The sequence below is a fragment of the Humibacillus xanthopallidus genome (assembly GCF_006716675.1).
GTDB lineage: Bacteria > Actinomycetota > Actinomycetes > Actinomycetales > Dermatophilaceae > Humibacillus > Humibacillus xanthopallidus_B.
Genome location: NZ_VFPM01000003.1, coordinates 967,533 through 983,560, shown reverse-complemented (window position 1 = coordinate 983,560; position 16,028 = coordinate 967,533). Strand labels below are relative to the sequence as shown.

Genomic DNA, 16,028 nt, shown 5'->3' with positions numbered 1-16,028 from the left:
GACTTGGAGATACCCATGATGATCAACCCCACCGCGCGCCTCGGCGACGTGGCCCAGCCGTCGAGCCGCTACATCCTGCCGCAGTTCGAGGAGCGCACCTCCTACGGCATGAAGCGGTCCGACCCCTACAACAAGCTCTTCGAGGACCGCATCATCTTCCTCGGCGTGCAGGTCGACGACGCGTCGGCCGACGACATCATCGCGCAGCTGCTCGTGCTGGAGTCGCTCGACCCCGACCGCGACATCCTCATGTACATCAACAGCCCGGGTGGCTCCTTCACCGCCATGACGGCGATCTACGACACGATGCAGTTCGTCCGGCCCGACATCCAGACGTTCGTCATCGGACAGGCGGCCTCGGCTGCGGCGGTGCTCCTCGGTGCGGGTGCGCCCGGCAAGCGCTTCGCCCTGCCGAACGCCCGCATCCTCATCCACCAGCCGGCGCTCTCGGGCGGCGACTACGGCCAGGCCTCCGACATCGAGATCCAGGCCAACGAGGTGCTGCGCATGCGCACCTGGCTCGAGGACACGATGGCCCACCACACCGGCCGCACGTCGGAGCAGGTCCGCAGCGACATCGAGCGCGACAAGATCCTCTCGTCCGAGGCGGCCAAGGAGTACGGCCTCATCGACGAGGTGCTCGCCTCGCGCAAGGCCTCGCTCGAGCAGTGAGCTGACGCCAGCACGACTCGCACCCTCCACCCCGTATGCCGCGGGGCTCGGTCGACTCGACCGGGCCCCGCGGCATACGGCTATGTTGGGGCGCATGGCCAGTGCTGAGTTCGAGTCCGCCGTCGAGAGCGTCAAGGGCCTGACCCGCGACCCCGGCAACGACGTCAAGCTGCGTCTCTACGCGCTCTACAAGCAGGCCACGGCGGGCGACGTCTCCGGCTCGCGGCCGGGGATGATGAACCCGGTGGGGCGAGCGAAGTACGACGCCTGGGCAAAGGTGTCGGGCACCGCTCCGGAGGCCGCCGAGGAGCAGTACATCGCGATCGTGCGCGACCTCACGTCGTCCTGACCCGCCCACCCGTTTTTGGCCGCCCGGGCTACCGAACGTGCGGCGGATCCCGCCACGTGCCGGCACTTTGGTCGCCCGGGCTACCGAACGTGCGGTGGATCCGGCCCCGTGCCGGCACTCTCGCCGCCCGGGCTACCGAATGTGCAGCGGATCCGGCCCCGTGCCGGCACTCTCACCGCCCGGGCTACCGAGTGTGCGGTGGATCCGGCCCCGCGCCGGCACTCTCGTCGCCCGGGCTACCGAGTGTGCGGTCACGCGGCCGCTCAGGCGGGGTGGGCCAGGTCCTCGGGCATGCTGGGGAAGTGGCGACGCCAGTCCTCCCTGAGGCGCGGCACGGCCATGCCCCGGGCCCGCATGGCGCCGGTGATGCGGGTGAGCGTGCGAGCCGGCGTCCGGTAGATGTCGGTCGATCCGGAGACCACGATGCGCCAGTCGTTGTCGTCGAACCACTCGCGACGCCCCACGTCACCACGCCATTGCGTGGGCGAGTCCGCGTGCTGTCGGCCGTCGTACTCGATGATGAGCCGGAACTGCGGGAAGCTGAGGTCGAACCTCCAACGAACGGTGCCGTCAGCCCAGTAGATCTTGTGGTTGATGACCGGCTCGGGAAGGCCGGCGAGGACCATCAGCATGCGAAGTCGAGACTCCATGCCCGAGTCCACCCCGGCTCGCACGAGGGCTGCGGCCACGCGTGCTCGGCGCGACCCCGGCCCCCGGCGACGGGCGGCCTGCTCAACCAGCTCACGGACAGTCACGCGGTTGGCCCGGACGAGCGAGTCGCCGAGGACGACGAGGTCGACGAGGTCGAGGTAGAGACCGAGGTCGAGGAAGGTCTGGACCGGCGTCGTCAGAGGTATGCCGTGAAAGGTCGTCACCTCGGCATTCGCACGCACGCGGTGGCCCAGAATGCCGGTGGCACGGAGGCGCACCCGGGGGGAGGTCACGTCGGTGCGGTCGGTGTCCGGCACGATCCCGCCCCAGAGGCGCGCCGCGGTGTGGTGGGAGACGTAGCTCCCCGGCTCGGCGAGGAGCAGCGCGCCCCGAGCGAGGACCTCCGGGGTGATCGGGACCTTTGCGGAGACGTAGACGTCGTGGAAGAGCCTGCGGACACGCCCTCGGCGACGGCCCCAGCCCGTCACACGCGGTGCGTCTTCTGAGCTCAGCCGGAAGGGTCCGAGGGCAGGCGCGGTCATGGCATCGATCGTCGCCGCAACGGGCCGACGGCATCGATGGTCATCCACAGGCCGTGGAGCGATGGCACTCTTCGTCGCCCGGGCTACGGAAAGTGCGGCGGATGGGCCCTGAGACCGCGGTTTTGGTGGCCCGGGCGATCACAGGTGCGGCGGGCGAGGCAGGACCGCACATTCGGTAGCCCGGGCGGCGAGAAGCGCGGGGTTTCGGGGGTCAGGCCGCACGTTTGGTCGCCCGGGCGGGGTGGTGGGGCGGGGGCGCTGACCTGCGGTTATTCGGTGGAACGGGGTTCTAGTCACAGGGGCGTCGTTTGTCCGCCATCAGCGGACAAACGGCGTTGCGCGAGCGAGGATGGGTCCGTCCGTCGTCTAATAGGAGTCGGCCCCGGGGTGGGGTCTGCCGATCGAACCCCCACGTTCGGCGCCGACGGACCAGGAGCGAATCGGTGGCACGCATCGGAGAAGGCGGAGACCTCCTCAAGTGCTCTTTCTGCGGGAAGAGCCAGAAGCAGGTCAAGAAGCTGATCGCCGGTCCGGGGGTCTACATCTGCGACGAGTGCATCGACCTCTGCAACGAGATCATCGAGGAGGAGCTCGCCGAGAGCAGCGAGCTGGGTCTCGACCACCTGCCCAAGCCCCGCGAGATCTTCGACTTCCTCCAGAACTACGTCGTCGGCCAGGACACCGCGAAGAAGTCCCTCGCCGTCGCCGTCTACAACCACTACAAGCGCATCCAAGCCGGTGAGGGTCCCAAGCGCGACGACGAGCACGTCGACATCGCCAAGTCCAACATCCTGCTCATCGGCCCCACGGGCTCGGGCAAGACCTACCTCGCCCAGACGCTCGCCAAGATGCTCAACGTCCCGTTCGCCATCGCCGACGCGACGGCGCTGACCGAGGCCGGCTACGTCGGCGAGGACGTCGAGAACATCCTCCTCAAGCTCATCCAGGCCGCCGACTACGACGTCAAGAAGGCCGAGACCGGCATCATCTACATCGACGAGGTCGACAAGATCGCCCGCAAGAGCGAGAACCCCTCGATCACGCGTGACGTCTCCGGCGAGGGCGTGCAGCAGGCCCTGCTCAAGATCCTCGAGGGCACGACGGCGTCCGTGCCGCCCCAGGGTGGGCGCAAGCACCCCCACCAGGAGTTCATCCAGATCGACACGACCAACGTGCTCTTCATCGTCGGCGGCGCGTTCGCCGGCCTCGAGAAGATCATCGAGTCGCGGTCGGGCCGCAAGGGGCTCGGCTTCGGGCAGCCGCTGCACAACCCCAAGGACCTCGGCGACAGCTTCTCCGACGTCATGCCCGAGGACCTGCTGAAGTTCGGGCTCATCCCCGAGTTCATCGGCCGCCTGCCGGTGCTCACGACGCTGACGCCGCTCGACCAGCAGGCCCTCGTCAACATCCTCACGGCGCCGCGCAACGCGCTCGTCAAGCAGTACCAGAAGATGTTCGAGATCGACGGCGTCGAGCTCGAGTTCACCGACGACGCGATCGAGGCGGTGGCCGACCAGGCCCTGCTGCGCGGCACCGGTGCCCGCGGGCTGCGCGCGATCATGGAGGAAGTGCTGCTCCCGGTGATGTTCGACGTGCCGAGCGACGACGGCATCGCCCGCGTCGTCGTGACTCGCGAGGTCGTGCTCGACAACGTCAACCCGACGATCGTGCGCCGCGAGGTCGAGCCGCGCGCCAAGCGCCAGCGCAAGGAATCTGCCTGACCCGCAAGCCCGCTGGCGCCATGTGCAGGTGAACGGAGGCTGAGTCGTGGCTGCCCCCTTCCGGCTCGCAGCCGGTGACAGCGCACCCGTGCAGCAGACGAGCACGACGTGTGGGTCTGCGTCGCTGACGGTCGCCCGTATGCTCGTCGACCCCGCCTTTGCCGCGTGGATCCGTGACGGCATACCGAAAGGGGCGCGCGACGGTGGCGGGTCCCGTTCCCTCGCGGGTGGCGGGGGCAGCGCTCAGCGGCGCTTCGCCGACTACGAGCAGGTCGTGGCCGGCCGCACCAACGGGCTCGTCGGTGCCGGGGGCAGGGTCCAGATCCCGTGGCCGTGCGCACTCGGCACCCCGCCGTGGGGTGCCCGCCACGAGCTCGAGCTCGGAGCCTCGGCGCCGGGGACCGGCTACGAGGTCACGTGGCTGCGCCACCGTGGCCGCGCCGGGCTCGAGGGGGCGTATGCCGCACTGCGGGCTCGGGTGCGCGACGGACGTCCCGCGTTGCTCTACATCGGCAACGCGCGCCTGCCTCGGCACGTCGTCCTCGTGATGCCCTCGACGGGGGACCAGGACCTCGACGTCTACGAGCCGTCCGTCGGGCGCGTCGTCGACCTGCCGCACCGGCCCTTTGTCGACTGCAGGCTCCGGCTGGCCGGCTGGGATGTCCCCTGGGCCGTCGTCTGGGCGCGACCGGGCCGGTAGCCAGGACGCTCCCCAGGCAGAAATCGAAAGAGCAGTTCGTCGGCCGCCACGCGGACCGCGGGGGCCCGGCCGGCGACGACGAACTGCTCTGTCGATTGGGGAGTGAGGGGCGTCAGCCCATGTGGGCGGGGGCCGCCCCGTCGTGTGCGAGCTCCTCGTGCTTGACGTTGAGGAACACGAGCGTGATGATGCCGCCGACCGCGATCATGATCGCCGCGACGAGGTAGGCCTTGCTCGCGCCGTAGGTGAACGCCTCGTCGGCGATCATCTTCTGCGCTGCCGCCAGCTGGTCCTGGGTCGGTGCAGTGCCGCCCTGGGGCATCTTCGCGGTGAGCTCGGCAACCTTGTCGTTGAGGTTGTTGACGAAGATCGTGCTGAGCGTCGCGAGCCCGAGGGTGCCGCCGACCTGCTGCATCGTGTTGAGCACGGCCGAGGCGACCGAGCTGTCCTCGTGCGCCACACCGTGCACCGCCGTCAGGGTGAGCGGCACGAAGATGAGGCCCAGCCCGAAGGCGAGGATGATGATCCACGGCAGCAGGTCCGTGGCATACGTGCTCTGCGGGGTCAGGTGGGTGAAGCCCCACATGCCGAGAGTCGCGAAGCCGGCGCCGGCGCCGGAGATCCAGCGCGGGTCGACCCGTGCGATGAGGCGCGAGGCGACCTGGGCGGCGACGACGATGCCGACCGAGAACGGGAGGAAGGCGAGGCCCGTCGTCAGCGCGGAGTAGCCGAGGATCGTCTGGATGTAGATGCCGAGGAAGTAGAACATCGCGAACATGCCGGCGCCCACGATGAGCATCACGAAGTACGAGGTGCCGCGGGTGCGGTCACCGGGGATGCGCATCGGCAGGAGGGGGTGCGCGACGCGCGTCTCGATGATGACGAAGGCGATGAGCAGGACCGCGCCCACGGCGAGGTAGGTGACCGTCGTCGGGTCGCTCCACGAGGTGCTGGCAGCGTGCGTCAGGCCGTAGACGAGCGACGACAGACCGGCGATCGAGGTGATCGCGCCGGGGATGTCGAGTGAGCCGCGACCGTCCTCGGACTCGGTGAGGATCCGCTGTGCGAGGAACGCGACGAGGATGCCGATCGGCAGGTTGATGAAGAAGTTCCAGCGCCAGTCGATCTCGGTGAGGACTCCACCGAGGATGAGGCCGATGGCCGCTCCGGCGCCCGACATGGCGGCGAAGACACCCATCGCCTTGTTGCGCTCCTTGCCGGCCGGGAACGTCGTCGTGATGAGCGCGAGGGCGTTCGGAGCCGCAAGGGCGCCACCGAGGCCCTGGACGGCGCGAGCGACGAGCATCTGCCCCTCGGTCTGGGCGATGCCGGCACCGAGCGAGGCGAGCGTGAAGAGGGCCACGCCCCAGACGAACATCCGTCGGCGCCCGTAGAGGTCACCGAGGCGGCCGCCGAGCAGCAGGAAGCCGCCGAAGGCGAGGGTGTAGATGGTGATGACCCACTGGAGGTTGGCCTGGCTGAAGCCGAGGTCCTCCTCGATGTGGGGGAGAGCGATGTTCACGATCGTGCCGTCGAGCACGATCATGAGCTGGGCTGCGCAGATGACGAAGAGCGCGAGACCGAGCCGTTTGGGTGGTGCGTCGTGGGAGCTGAACTCCTCTGACGGGTCGATCACCTCATCGACGGAGGGCGAAGACGAAGACATGGGTGTTCCTCTCGAGGGCGTGCGGGTGCGGTGGGTCGCCCCGGTCACCGACTGCTCAGCGCTGGCTGGCGGCGTCGGTGGTGGTGGCGGCGCAGGCCGGCAGGACGACGGTGTCCACGAAGACGGCAATGCGGTCTTGGCCCGGCCGACGTCCCGAGAGCAAGGTCTCGTGGATCGACAGGGCCGGAAGGATCATGGCGAGGGTGTCGAGGTCGGCGTCGGGGCCGACCTCACCCCGGCGCTGGGCGTTCTCGAAGACCGCGCGTGCGGCCCCGAGCTTGGGAGCGACGAAGCGCTCGTGGATGCCGCGCGCCATCTCTGGCTCGCGGTGGATGACGGGGAGCAGGGCGCTCCACGTCTGCATGACGACCTCGTCGTCGAGACCCCCGACGGCACAGGCCTGGGCGATGAGATCGCCGCGGAGGGTGCCGGTGTCGGGGTCCTCCTCGGCGGGGCAGCCGATGAAGAGGGCGAGCGCGTCGATGACGAGGTCCCGCTTGTGGGGCCACTTGCGGTAGAGCGTGGCCTTCGAGGCGCGGGCCGCAGCAGCGACCGCGTCGAAGGTCAGCCGGTCGTAGCCCACCTCGCGCAGGACGTCGATCGCTGCCTCGAGGAGCTCCTGCTCCCGGTCGCCGGCAACGCGCGGACGGCTCGCGTGAGTCGCGTCCGTCGTGCTGACCGTTCCTGAGTTCATGCTCACCCCCATGCCCGTTACCTCGCCCCAGAGACTGGCTCCGATGAAACGAAACTGTTTCGTTTCATGTGCAGCGTAAGTCGGCCCGCGGCCGAATGCAAACGTCTTTCGGCCGACGCGACAGAGCGCCAGCCGCGCGCGCCCGCCGCCGCGCGGCGGCCCCGGCGCGTCAGTCGGTCGAGGAGGGAGGGCTCGTGCGCACCCAGGCGAGCCCGGCCGCCACCCCGGCGAGGCCCACGACGAGTCCGAGGGCTCCGATGGTCAGGTCGCGGCTGGAGAGAGCGGCGACCGCGACGACGACGGCCCCGGCCGCGCAGAGGGCGACGAGGCAGTGACGGATCCATCGCTGCACCGTCGCCCGGGTGAACGACCCAGCGGGCGGGGAGCTCGCGGACAGCGCATGCGCGGCGTGGGCGGCGACGGCTCCCGCGGCTGCCGGCAGGGCCCACCACGAGTACGTCCCCTCCGGGGTGAGGACGAACCAGCCGATGAGCAGCACCGCCCACAGCGCCAACGGCGCGGCCGACCCCGACCACGGCATGAGCGCGACCGGCACGAGGGCGAGCAGCCACCAGACGCCGTCGAAGCCGCCGACCGCCAGATGGAGCGCGCCGAGATAGACGACGACGCCGGCTGTGGCGACGCCGGTCACCCCCAGCTGGGCGAAGGACCACTCGGGCCCGGCTCCGAAGCGCAAGGTGCGACGGCGGCGCGACGGCGGCGAGGCAGGCTGGGACGGGGGCACGTTCTCACCGCCTCGACAGCCGCGGGGCAGACGACCGACGGGCGATGTCGCGCAGCACCTGGTCGAGCGACCCGGGGCCGCGCCACGGCACGACCGGCACCCCGCGCAGGCGCAGGCTGCTCACCTGGGCCTCCCGCGAGAGCAGCCGCATGCGCCAGGCGAGGGACTGGTAGACGTCGCCGGTGCCCGCGACGAGGTGATCCGGGAAGGTGTCGACGACGACGACCGTCATGCCGCGCGCCGCCAGAGTGTGTGCGAGCGACACCATCGTCTGGTCGATGAGCGGCGAGAGGACGAGACACAGGGCGTTGGGGTCGACCCCGCGCAGGGCGTGCTCCCCGGTGTCGCGACGCTCGCTCGCGGGGGTGATGAGGGCGAGCGTGTCGAGCACCCGCCGCAGGTGGTTGGTGCCGGAGCCCGTGCCGAGCGCAGGCACCTCGGCAGCGCCGACCGTGCGCAGCGTCAGCCGGTCGTTGCTCCGCAGGAAGTGCTCGCTCATGGCGCCCGCAGCCCGCACGGTGACGTCGAGGCTCGTGGGCCGGCCGTCGATGCCCTCGCGCGGGCCGAGGTCGCTGAAGGCGTCGACGAGGAGGATGACGTGGGCGTCCTCGTCGGTGAAGGTCGAGGTCACGTGCAGGGTGCCCGTGCGCAGCGAGACCGGCCAGCTGATGCGGCGCAGCCGGTCACCGGGATGGAACGGGCGGATCGTGTTGAACTCGCTACCCGACCCGGGCCGGTTGGACCGGTTGAGACCCACGATGCCGCGTGGGTGCGGGGTCGGGGCGCTCGCGTCGAACGCCGCCGGCACGGGGAGCGTGGCGGTGTCGAGGTCGGGCAGCTCCTCGGGCCCCACCCGGTAGGCACCCCACGCGCTCGTCAGGGTCACCGACACGGTGCCGACGCGGCGGCGCCCCCACCGGGTGCTGCGCACTCCGAGGGTGGCCGTGCCGTCGTCGAGCAGGGCGATGCCGCTGCCGGACTGGCGATCGACGAAGGGCACCCGCGCGAGCGTCACGACCCCGTGCGCGTCGGGGACCACGGGCTCGGTGACGACGTGCAGCGCCACGGCCTGCCCCTCACGCAACGTGACATCGGAGAGCCGCGCCGTGGCCTCGACGGTCGCACGCGGGCGCGCCAGCTGGCCCCACACCGCGGCGACGGCGATCGGGGCGACGATCACGAGCAGGTCGGGGCGGCGTCCGAGCGCGGCGAGGACGGCGCCGAGCCCGACCAGCGCGATGGCCCGCTGGTGCGCGGCCGTCGTCTCCCAGGCCCCGAGGGTGCGCGACACCGTCGCCCGCAGCCGCCTGCCGTTCATGGGACGTGCCGCTCCCCGCGCGGCCCGACGGTGCCACCCGACCCCGCCGCCCCCTCGCGAGCCGACGGCGTGTCGACGGTCCGCAGGATGCTGGCGACGACACCCGCTCCGCTGACGTTGCTCATCCACAGCTCGGGCTTGACGGTGATCCGGTGCGCGAGCACGGCGTGGGCGACGGCCTTGACGTCCTCGGGAGTCACGTAGTCGCGGCCGTCGACGACGGCATACGCCCGGGCGCAGAGCAGCAGACCGAGCGCGCCACGCGGGGAGGCACCCATGAGCACGTCGCCGTGGGTGCGAGTCGCTGCCGTCAGCGCCACGCAGTAGCGCCCGACGGACTCGTCGACGACCGTGGCCTCGATGGCGGCCTGCATCGCGAGCAGCTCGTCGGGGGTGACGACCGCGTCGAGCACCTGCTCCTCCTGCTGGCGTGCCATCCGGTTCGCGAGGATCTGCCACTCCTGCTCGAGTGACGGGTAGCCGAACGAGACGCGCATGAGGAAGCGGTCGAGCTGCGCCTCCGGGAGGGGGTAGGTGCCTTCGTACTCAACGGGATTCGCGGTCGCGAGCACGTGGAAGGGCCGCGGCAGCTGGAACGTGCGGCCCTCGACGGTGACCTGCTTCTCCTGCATCGCCTCGAGCAGGGCCGCCTGGGTCTTCGGGGGCGTGCGGTTGATCTCGTCGGCGAGCAGCAGCCCGGTGAAGAGCGGCCCGGCGCGGAACTCGAAGTCACCCGTGCGCTGGTCGAAGATGAACGACCCCGTGATGTCGCCGGGCAGCAGGTCGGGGGTGAACTGGGCCCGCTTGAAGTCGAGGCCGAGCGCCTGCGCGAAGCTGCGGGCGGCGAGCGTCTTGCCGAGCCCCGGGAAGTCCTCCATGAGCACGTGTCCGCCAGCGAGGATGCCGGCGAGCACGAGCGTGAGCGCCTCGCGCTTGCCGACGACGGCCCGGTCGACCTCGTCGAGCACCCGGCCCGCGAGCTCGCTCGCGCGGGCGATGTCGATCCTCGCCGGGGTGTCGCCTCGGGGTTCACTCATCAGTCACCACTTCTCCAGTCTGGTCAGCAGGGGGTCGAGCCGCTCGGGCCGGTAGAGGTCGGGCGGCGGCAGTCCGACGAGCAGCTCCCAGAGCTCGGGCGGCGTGACGCCCTCCGACCAGCGCGGTTCCTCCTCGGCGACGAGCCCGTGCTTGGCGTAGAGCCGTTCGCGGATGAGCACCTGCAGCTGGACGTGGAGGTCGTGCACGAGCGCCTCGCGGCCCTCCTTCGCGAGGTTGGCCGCTGCGAGCCGCCCGGCGAGGTTGGTGACCCGGAAGTCGTTGCCGCGGCCCTGGCCGCCGAGCTCGCCGTCGACGAGCGGCCAGGACGTCAGGTGGTGTGCCTCGGCATGGTCGACGACGTGCCACAGCAGCATGGCGAGGGCGACGAGCACGGCGAGCAGCACCGGCACGTTGGGGGAGGTGCCGAACGCGACCGTCACCCCGGCGATGACCACCCAGGTCACGAGCAGGCCGATGACGCGCCGCTTCCACGGCCGCAGCGACTGCGCCATCTCGCGCCAGCCCCGCGCCTGAGGAGTCGCCGCCGGTATGCCGTCCGGCCGGCTCACGTTGCGCCGCCGCGGTTGCCCGGTGCGCCGGGTGAGCCCGGTGCGCCCGGAGCGCCCGGGCCCGGAGCGTGCGGGCCTGCCCCGCCGTCGCTGGCCGCCCGTGCCATCCGCGCCCCCTCGGCGATGAGGGTGAGGTCTGCGTGAAGGGTCTCGAGGTCGAGCAGGGCCCGCTCGCGGTGCGACTCGCCCAGCTCGTGCACGGAGAAGCGTGCCTCGCGGTAGAGCGCGGCGAGGTCACCGAGCCGGAGCCGGTCGACCTCCAGCGTGCCGATGACCCGCCCGGTGAACTCCGTCGAGGTCTCGGCCGGGTCGCGGGGCAGCCCGATGGCGGCGACGGAGGTCTCGAGGTCGAGCCACGCGGCGACGATGGCGTTGCGGGGAGCGCCGGTGCGCAGCAGCGTGACCCGCTGCTCGGCCGTGCGGAGCAGCTCGACGGGGACGTCGGGGATCTGGAAGCTCGGGTCCTCGTGCAGGGTGATCCGCGGCCGGCGCCAGAGCGAGATGAGGATGCGGATGAGCACCGCGAGGACGATGACCGCCGTCAGCACGAGCACGATCTGCACGAGGGCGACGAGGAAGGGCGACGGGTCCGACGGGGTGAACTGGCCCTCGCCGGCGGTCGACCGCGCCGTCGGCGTGGGCAGCAGGCTCTGCGGCACTGTCGGGGCCGGGGGCGGCGGCAGGGCGGCGTCGGGGCGCGCGAGCAGGGCCACCGGGCGCGCCACGGCCGCCACGACGAGGGCCGCCATGACGACGATGCCGCACCCGACGGCGAGCATCACCCCTCGCCTCGACATGCGTTCCAGCCTATTGCGGGCCACCCTGCAACGGGGGCGGCCCGGGAAACGGGCTCGGGAACGGGCTGGGAAGAACCGGTCAGGCCTGGGCGGGCTGCTTCTCCACGGGCACGAGCTCGGCGTCACGGACCTCGACGTGGTCGCCGACGGCATACGACAGCTCGGAGATGCGGCCACTCGCGCGCAGGTCGCTCTCGGCCGCCCGCACGTGGTCGAGGGCGGCCTCGGGTGCGACGAGCGTCATCGTGCGCACCTCGGCCCGCATGCCGACCTTGGCCTCGGACTTCACCTTGCGCACGCCCGCGAGGGCGGCGCCGACCGAGTCGAGCAGCGGGGCATCACCGCCGGTCGGCAGCTCGGAGCGGGTCGGCCAGCTCTGGCGGTGCACTGACCCCGTGCCGAACCACGACCAGACCTCTTCGGTCGCGTAGGGGATGAAGGGTGCGAGCAGGCGCAGCAGCGTCTCGAGGGCGAGGCGCAGGGCGGCCCGGGCGCTCGCTGCGGCCTCGTCGCCCTGTCCGCCGTAGGCGCGGTCCTTGACGAGCTCGAGGTAGTCGTCGCAGAAGGACCAGAAGAAGGTCTCGGTCACCTCGAGGGACTTCGTGTAGTCCCACGACTCGAAGCCCGCGGTCGCCTTGTCGACGACGTCGCCGAGGGCGGCGAGCATCGCGAGGTCGAGCGGGTGCGTCACGGCGGAGCGCAGGTCGCCGTCGACGTCGCCGAAGCCCAGCGCGAACTTGCTCGCGTTGAGCACCTTGATCGCGAGGCGGCGGCCGACCTTCATCTGGCCGGTGTCGTAGGCGGCGTCGGTGCCGAGGCGACCCGAGGCCGCCCAGTAGCGCACGGCGTCGGCCCCGTTGGCCTTGACGACGTCCTCGGGTGTCTCGGCGTTGCCCTTGGACTTGCTCATCTTCTTGCGGTCCGGGTCGAGGATCCAGCCGCTGATGGCGGCGTGTCGCCAAGGTGCGACGCCGTGCTCGAAGTACGACCGCGTCACGGTGGCGAAGAGCCACGTGCGGATGATGTCGTGCGCCTGCGGACGCAGGTCGTAGGGGAAGAGCGCGGAGAAGAGCGCCTCGTCGGAGCCGGGCCCCTCACCGTCGCGCACCGGCCAGCCCGCAGCGATCTGCGGCGTGAGCGACGACGTCGCCCACGTGTCCATGATGTCGGGGTCGGCCACGAAGCCGCCGACCTGGCCGCGCTGCGACTCCTCGTAGCCCTCCGGCACGTCGATCTGCGGGTCGACGGGCAGAGCCGACTCCGGCGCGACGATCGGGTGGTCGTGGTCCGGCTGCCCGTCGGCGTCGACGGGGTACCACACCGGGAAGGGCACGCCGAAGAAGCGCTGCCGGGAGATGAGCCAGTCGCCGTTGAGGCCCTCGACCCAGTTCTTGTAGCGCGACCGCATGAAGGCGGGGTGGAAGTCGACCTCGTCGCCCATGCCGACGAGCTTCGATCGAAGAGTGTGGTCGCGGCCGCCGTTGCGGATGTACCACTGGCGCGAGGTGACGATCTCGAGCGGCTTGTCGCCCTTCTCGTAGAAGTTCGCCTTGCGCTGGGTCTTGACCGGCTCGCCGTCGAGGTCGCCCGACTCGCGCAGCGCGGCGACGACGGCCTCGCGCGCGGTGAAGGTCGTCTTCGTCGCCAGCGAGGCGGCATACAGCTGCTCGCCGGGGCCACCGGCGATCCAGTCGGGGGTCTCCGCCTGCAGACGGCCGTTGCGGGTCATGAGCGAACGCATCGGCAGCTGCAGCTCGCGCCACCACATGACGTCGGTGAGGTCACCGAACGTGCAGCACATCGCGATGCCGGCGCCCTTGTCCATCTCGGCTGCCCGGTGAGCGAGCACCGGCACCTCGACCCCGAAGAGGGGCGAGGTGACGGTCGTGCCGAAGAGCCCTTGGTAGCGCTCGTCGTCGGGGTGCGCGATGAGCGCGACGACCGAGGGGATGAGCTCGGGACGGGTCGTCTCGATGTGCACCGGGGTGCCGTCGGGGCGGTGGAAGGCGACGCGGTGGTAGGCGCCGGGGTAGTCGCGCGCCTCGAGCTCGGCCTGCGCGACGGCCGTCTGGAACGTCACGTCCCAGAGGCCCGGGGCCTCGCTCTGGTAGGCCTCGCCGCGCTCGAGGTTGCGCAGGAAGGCCTGCTGGGCCACGGCACGCGAGCGCTCGTCGATGGTGCGGTAGGTGATGTTCCAGTCGAGGCTGAAGCCGAGGCGGCGGAAGAGCGACTCGAAGGTCACCTCGTCCTTGACGGTGAGGATGTCGCACAGCTCGATGAAGTTCTTGCGGCTGATCGGGCGCTGGTCGGCCGGCTTGATCGCCTTGCCGTTCGCGTCGACGCCCTCCTCGAAGGGCGGTGTGAAGCCCTCCTCGTAGGGCAGGCTCGCGTCGCCGCGCACGCCGTAGTAGTTCTGCACGCGGCGCTCGGTCGGCAGGCCGTTGTCGTCCCAGCCGATGGGGTAGAACACCTCGAGGCCCTGCATGCGCTTGTACCGCGCCATGCAGTCGGTGTGCGTGTAGGAGAAGACGTGGCCGACGTGGAGGCTGCCGCTCGCCGTCGGCGGCGGGGTGTCGATCGCGAAGACCTGGTCGCGGGAGAGCGTCAGGGCCCGCTCGCGGTCGAAGGCGTAGGTGCCCTCCTGCGCCCATACCTGCATCCACTTCTCCTCGAGGCCGTCGAGCGTCGGGCGCTCGGGGATCCGCGAGGTGGGGGCAGGTGCGTCAGTCATGCCCCCAATCCTTCCATGGGCGGCGCGATGCCCTCGACCGGCTTTCCCGAACGGATCGGGCGTCGGCGTGCCGAAGCACGGCGGCGCAGGGCAGAGTGTCCCCATGGAGCCCGTCTACACCCCCGTCATCGGTTTCGCGCGCGTCCTCTTCGCGGCGCAGGGGCTGAAGTTCACGATCCTCGGCGACGAGAACGTGCCCACGCACGGGGGAGCCGTGATGGTCATCAACCACACGGGGTACTTCGACTTCGCGTATGCCGGTCTCGCCGCCCAGAAGTCCGGTCGCCTCGTGCGGTTCATGGCCAAGGACACCGTCTTCCACCACCCGGTGAGCGGCCCGCTCATGCGTGGGATGAAGCACATCCCCGTGGACCGCGCCGCCGGTGCGGGGTCGTATGCCGCCGCCGTGGCGGCGCTGCGCGCCGGCGAGATCGTCGGGGTGTTCCCGGAGGCGACGATCTCACGTTCCTTCGAGCTCAAGGACTTCAAGAACGGCGCCGCGCGCATGGCGGCGGAGGCCGGCGTGCCGATCCTCCCGCTCGTCATCTGGGGCTCGCAGCGGGTCTGGACCAAGGGACTGCCGCGCCGCCTCGGGCGCACCAACGTGCCGATCATCATGACGGTGGGGGAGCCGATCCCGGTCGCGCCCGATGACGACGTCAACGAGGTGACCGCCCGCTACAAGGCCGTCATGTCGGAGATGCTCGACGTCGCGCGCGCCGCCTACGAGCCGCTCACGGGGCCCGACCTCAAGTTCCTGCCCGCGAGCCTCGGAGGCACCGCGCCGACCCTCGCCGAGGCCACCCGTCTCGACCGCGAGGAGGCCGCCGAGCGCATCCGCAAGCGCAAGGAGGAGCGGGCGAAGAAGGCCGCCGAGGAGGCGGCCAAGCAGGCGGGCTCGAAGGGCTGACGCGCGAGTCCGGGTCGTGGCGGGCCGGGTAGCCTTCACGCCATGGCACGACAGGCACGTCAGCGCGTCCCCGAGGGGCCGGCGCCCGACCCGGCCGTGCAGAAGCTGCGCATCCGCTACACGAAGCGCGGCCGGCTGAGGTTCACCTCCAGCCGCGACTTCCAGCGGGCGCTCGAACGCGCGCTGCGACGCGCCGACGTGCCGATGGCCTTCTCGGCGGGCTTCCACCCGCACCCCAAGATCAGCTACGCCAACGCCGCGTCCACCGGGACCGCGAGCGAGGCGGAGTACGTCGAGATCTCCGTGACCCAGCGCGTCGACCCCGAGTCGGTCCGGTTGGCCCTCGACGAGGCGCTCCCGCCCGGCATCGACATCGTCACGGTCGTCGAGGCAGCCCCCGGGGCGCTCGCCGACCGGCTCGAGGCCAGCGACTGGCTCCTCGAGTTCGGGGGGCTGGACGTCCAGGCGCTGCAGGCCGCGGTCGACACGCTGCTCGCCCGCGACACGGCCGAGGTGACCCGCATGACGAAGTCGGGTGCCCGGACCTTCGACGTGCGCGGCGCCGTGCTCACGGCGGTGGTCCAGTCCGCGGACGAGGCCCGTGCCGACACGGCTGCACAGCTCGGACCTTCTCACGTCATCGCAGCGGACTGTGCGATACTTCGGATGGTCGTACGACACACCACACCTGCCGTACGCCCCGACGACATTCTGACCGCGCTGCGTGAGATCGCCGACCTGCAGCCGCCGCGTCCCCCCCTGGTGACGCGACTGGCACAGGGACCGCTCGACACCGCAACCGCGAGGGTGACCGACCCGTTGTCCTGACCCAATCCAGGGTCAGACTCCGGCAAGGGTTGCCGACGAGAAGGTCGACGGCATTCGATCACGGGGCCGCGCCCAGCGCGAACCGTTTTCGGGTGTA

The 16,028-nt window shown here is 71.0% G+C and carries 15 protein-coding genes; 6 read left to right on the top strand and 9 right to left on the bottom strand.

Annotated features, from left to right (window positions below):
- Nucleotides 1–15 precede the first annotated feature (15 nt).
- Nucleotides 16–672: an ATP-dependent Clp protease proteolytic subunit gene (locus FBY41_RS19495; RefSeq protein WP_141821356.1), complete on the top strand. Its 657-nt coding sequence runs from the start codon at nucleotides 16–18 to the stop codon at nucleotides 670–672.
- Nucleotides 673–766: 94 nt separating this feature from the next.
- Nucleotides 767–1,021 (top strand): acyl-CoA-binding protein, encoded by a 255-nt coding sequence (locus FBY41_RS19490; protein ID WP_141846095.1) that lies wholly within the window; start codon nucleotides 767–769, stop codon nucleotides 1,019–1,021.
- A gap of 263 nt (nucleotides 1,022–1,284) precedes the next feature.
- On the opposite strand, the gene FBY41_RS19485 is transcribed toward FBY41_RS19490, so the two are convergent.
- Entirely contained in the window at nucleotides 1,285–2,214 is a 930-nt protein-coding gene (locus FBY41_RS19485; RefSeq protein WP_260439911.1) for a hypothetical protein, read from the bottom strand.
- A 443-nt stretch (nucleotides 2,215–2,657) separates the two neighbouring features.
- Here FBY41_RS19485 and clpX point away from each other — a divergent pair, with 443 nt between their 5' ends.
- Together clpX and FBY41_RS19475 are read left to right on the top strand one after the other, a co-directional pair.
- Nucleotides 2,658–3,935: an ATP-dependent Clp protease ATP-binding subunit ClpX gene (gene clpX, locus FBY41_RS19480; protein ID WP_141846093.1), complete on the top strand. Its 1,278-nt coding sequence runs from the start codon at nucleotides 2,658–2,660 to the stop codon at nucleotides 3,933–3,935.
- Between the two features lie 46 nt (nucleotides 3,936–3,981).
- On the top strand, nucleotides 3,982–4,635 hold the full coding sequence (locus tag FBY41_RS19475) for a hypothetical protein (RefSeq protein WP_141846091.1): 654 nt from the start codon (nucleotides 3,982–3,984) through the stop codon (nucleotides 4,633–4,635).
- 112 nt (nucleotides 4,636–4,747) lie between these two features.
- Here the strand turns inward: FBY41_RS19475 and FBY41_RS19470 are convergent, their stop codons facing one another.
- The 8 genes from FBY41_RS19470 to valS form a co-directional block, all read right to left on the bottom strand.
- Complete coding sequence (locus FBY41_RS19470) at nucleotides 4,748–6,301, bottom strand: MFS transporter (protein ID WP_141846089.1); 1,554 nt, start codon at nucleotides 6,299–6,301, stop codon at nucleotides 4,748–4,750.
- 55 nt (nucleotides 6,302–6,356) lie between these two features.
- The gene (locus FBY41_RS19465) at nucleotides 6,357–6,995 is read right to left on the bottom strand and encodes a TetR-like C-terminal domain-containing protein (protein WP_260439910.1); all 639 of its coding nucleotides are present in this window, start codon (nucleotides 6,993–6,995) and stop codon (nucleotides 6,357–6,359) included.
- 169 nt (nucleotides 6,996–7,164) lie between these two features.
- Nucleotides 7,165–7,740, bottom strand: coding sequence for a hypothetical protein (locus tag FBY41_RS19460; RefSeq protein ID WP_141846085.1), 576 nt, complete (start codon nucleotides 7,738–7,740; stop codon nucleotides 7,165–7,167).
- A gap of 4 nt (nucleotides 7,741–7,744) precedes the next feature.
- Nucleotides 7,745–9,058: a DUF58 domain-containing protein gene (locus tag FBY41_RS19455; RefSeq protein ID WP_141846083.1), complete on the bottom strand. Its 1,314-nt coding sequence runs from the start codon at nucleotides 9,056–9,058 to the stop codon at nucleotides 7,745–7,747.
- Nucleotides 9,055–10,095 (bottom strand): AAA family ATPase, encoded by a 1,041-nt coding sequence (locus tag FBY41_RS19450; protein WP_141846081.1) that lies wholly within the window; start codon nucleotides 10,093–10,095, stop codon nucleotides 9,055–9,057. The genes FBY41_RS19455 and FBY41_RS19450 overlap by 4 nt, the downstream gene beginning before the upstream one ends.
- Before the next feature lie 3 nt (nucleotides 10,096–10,098).
- Nucleotides 10,099–10,665 (bottom strand): hypothetical protein, encoded by a 567-nt coding sequence (locus FBY41_RS19445; RefSeq protein WP_260439909.1) that lies wholly within the window; start codon nucleotides 10,663–10,665, stop codon nucleotides 10,099–10,101.
- A complete protein-coding gene (locus tag FBY41_RS19440) occupies nucleotides 10,662–11,462 on the bottom strand; it encodes a DUF4129 domain-containing protein (protein ID WP_185749158.1) in 801 nt (266 codons plus the stop codon). The genes FBY41_RS19445 and FBY41_RS19440 overlap by 4 nt, the downstream gene beginning before the upstream one ends.
- 79 nt (nucleotides 11,463–11,541) lie before the next feature.
- Nucleotides 11,542–14,193: a valine--tRNA ligase gene (gene valS / locus FBY41_RS19435; protein WP_141846077.1), complete on the bottom strand. Its 2,652-nt coding sequence runs from the start codon at nucleotides 14,191–14,193 to the stop codon at nucleotides 11,542–11,544.
- A gap of 103 nt (nucleotides 14,194–14,296) precedes the next feature.
- Between valS and FBY41_RS19430 the strand changes: the two genes are divergently transcribed.
- Together FBY41_RS19430 and FBY41_RS19425 are read left to right on the top strand one after the other, a co-directional pair.
- Nucleotides 14,297–15,103: a lysophospholipid acyltransferase family protein gene (locus tag FBY41_RS19430; protein WP_141846076.1), complete on the top strand. Its 807-nt coding sequence runs from the start codon at nucleotides 14,297–14,299 to the stop codon at nucleotides 15,101–15,103.
- A 42-nt stretch (nucleotides 15,104–15,145) separates the two neighbouring features.
- Nucleotides 15,146–15,931 carry a TIGR03936 family radical SAM-associated protein gene (locus tag FBY41_RS19425; RefSeq protein WP_141846074.1) on the top strand — a complete coding sequence of 262 codons (786 nt, stop codon included), beginning with the start codon at nucleotides 15,146–15,148 and terminating at the stop codon, nucleotides 15,929–15,931.
- The last annotated feature ends 97 nt before the right edge of the window (nucleotides 15,932–16,028 follow it).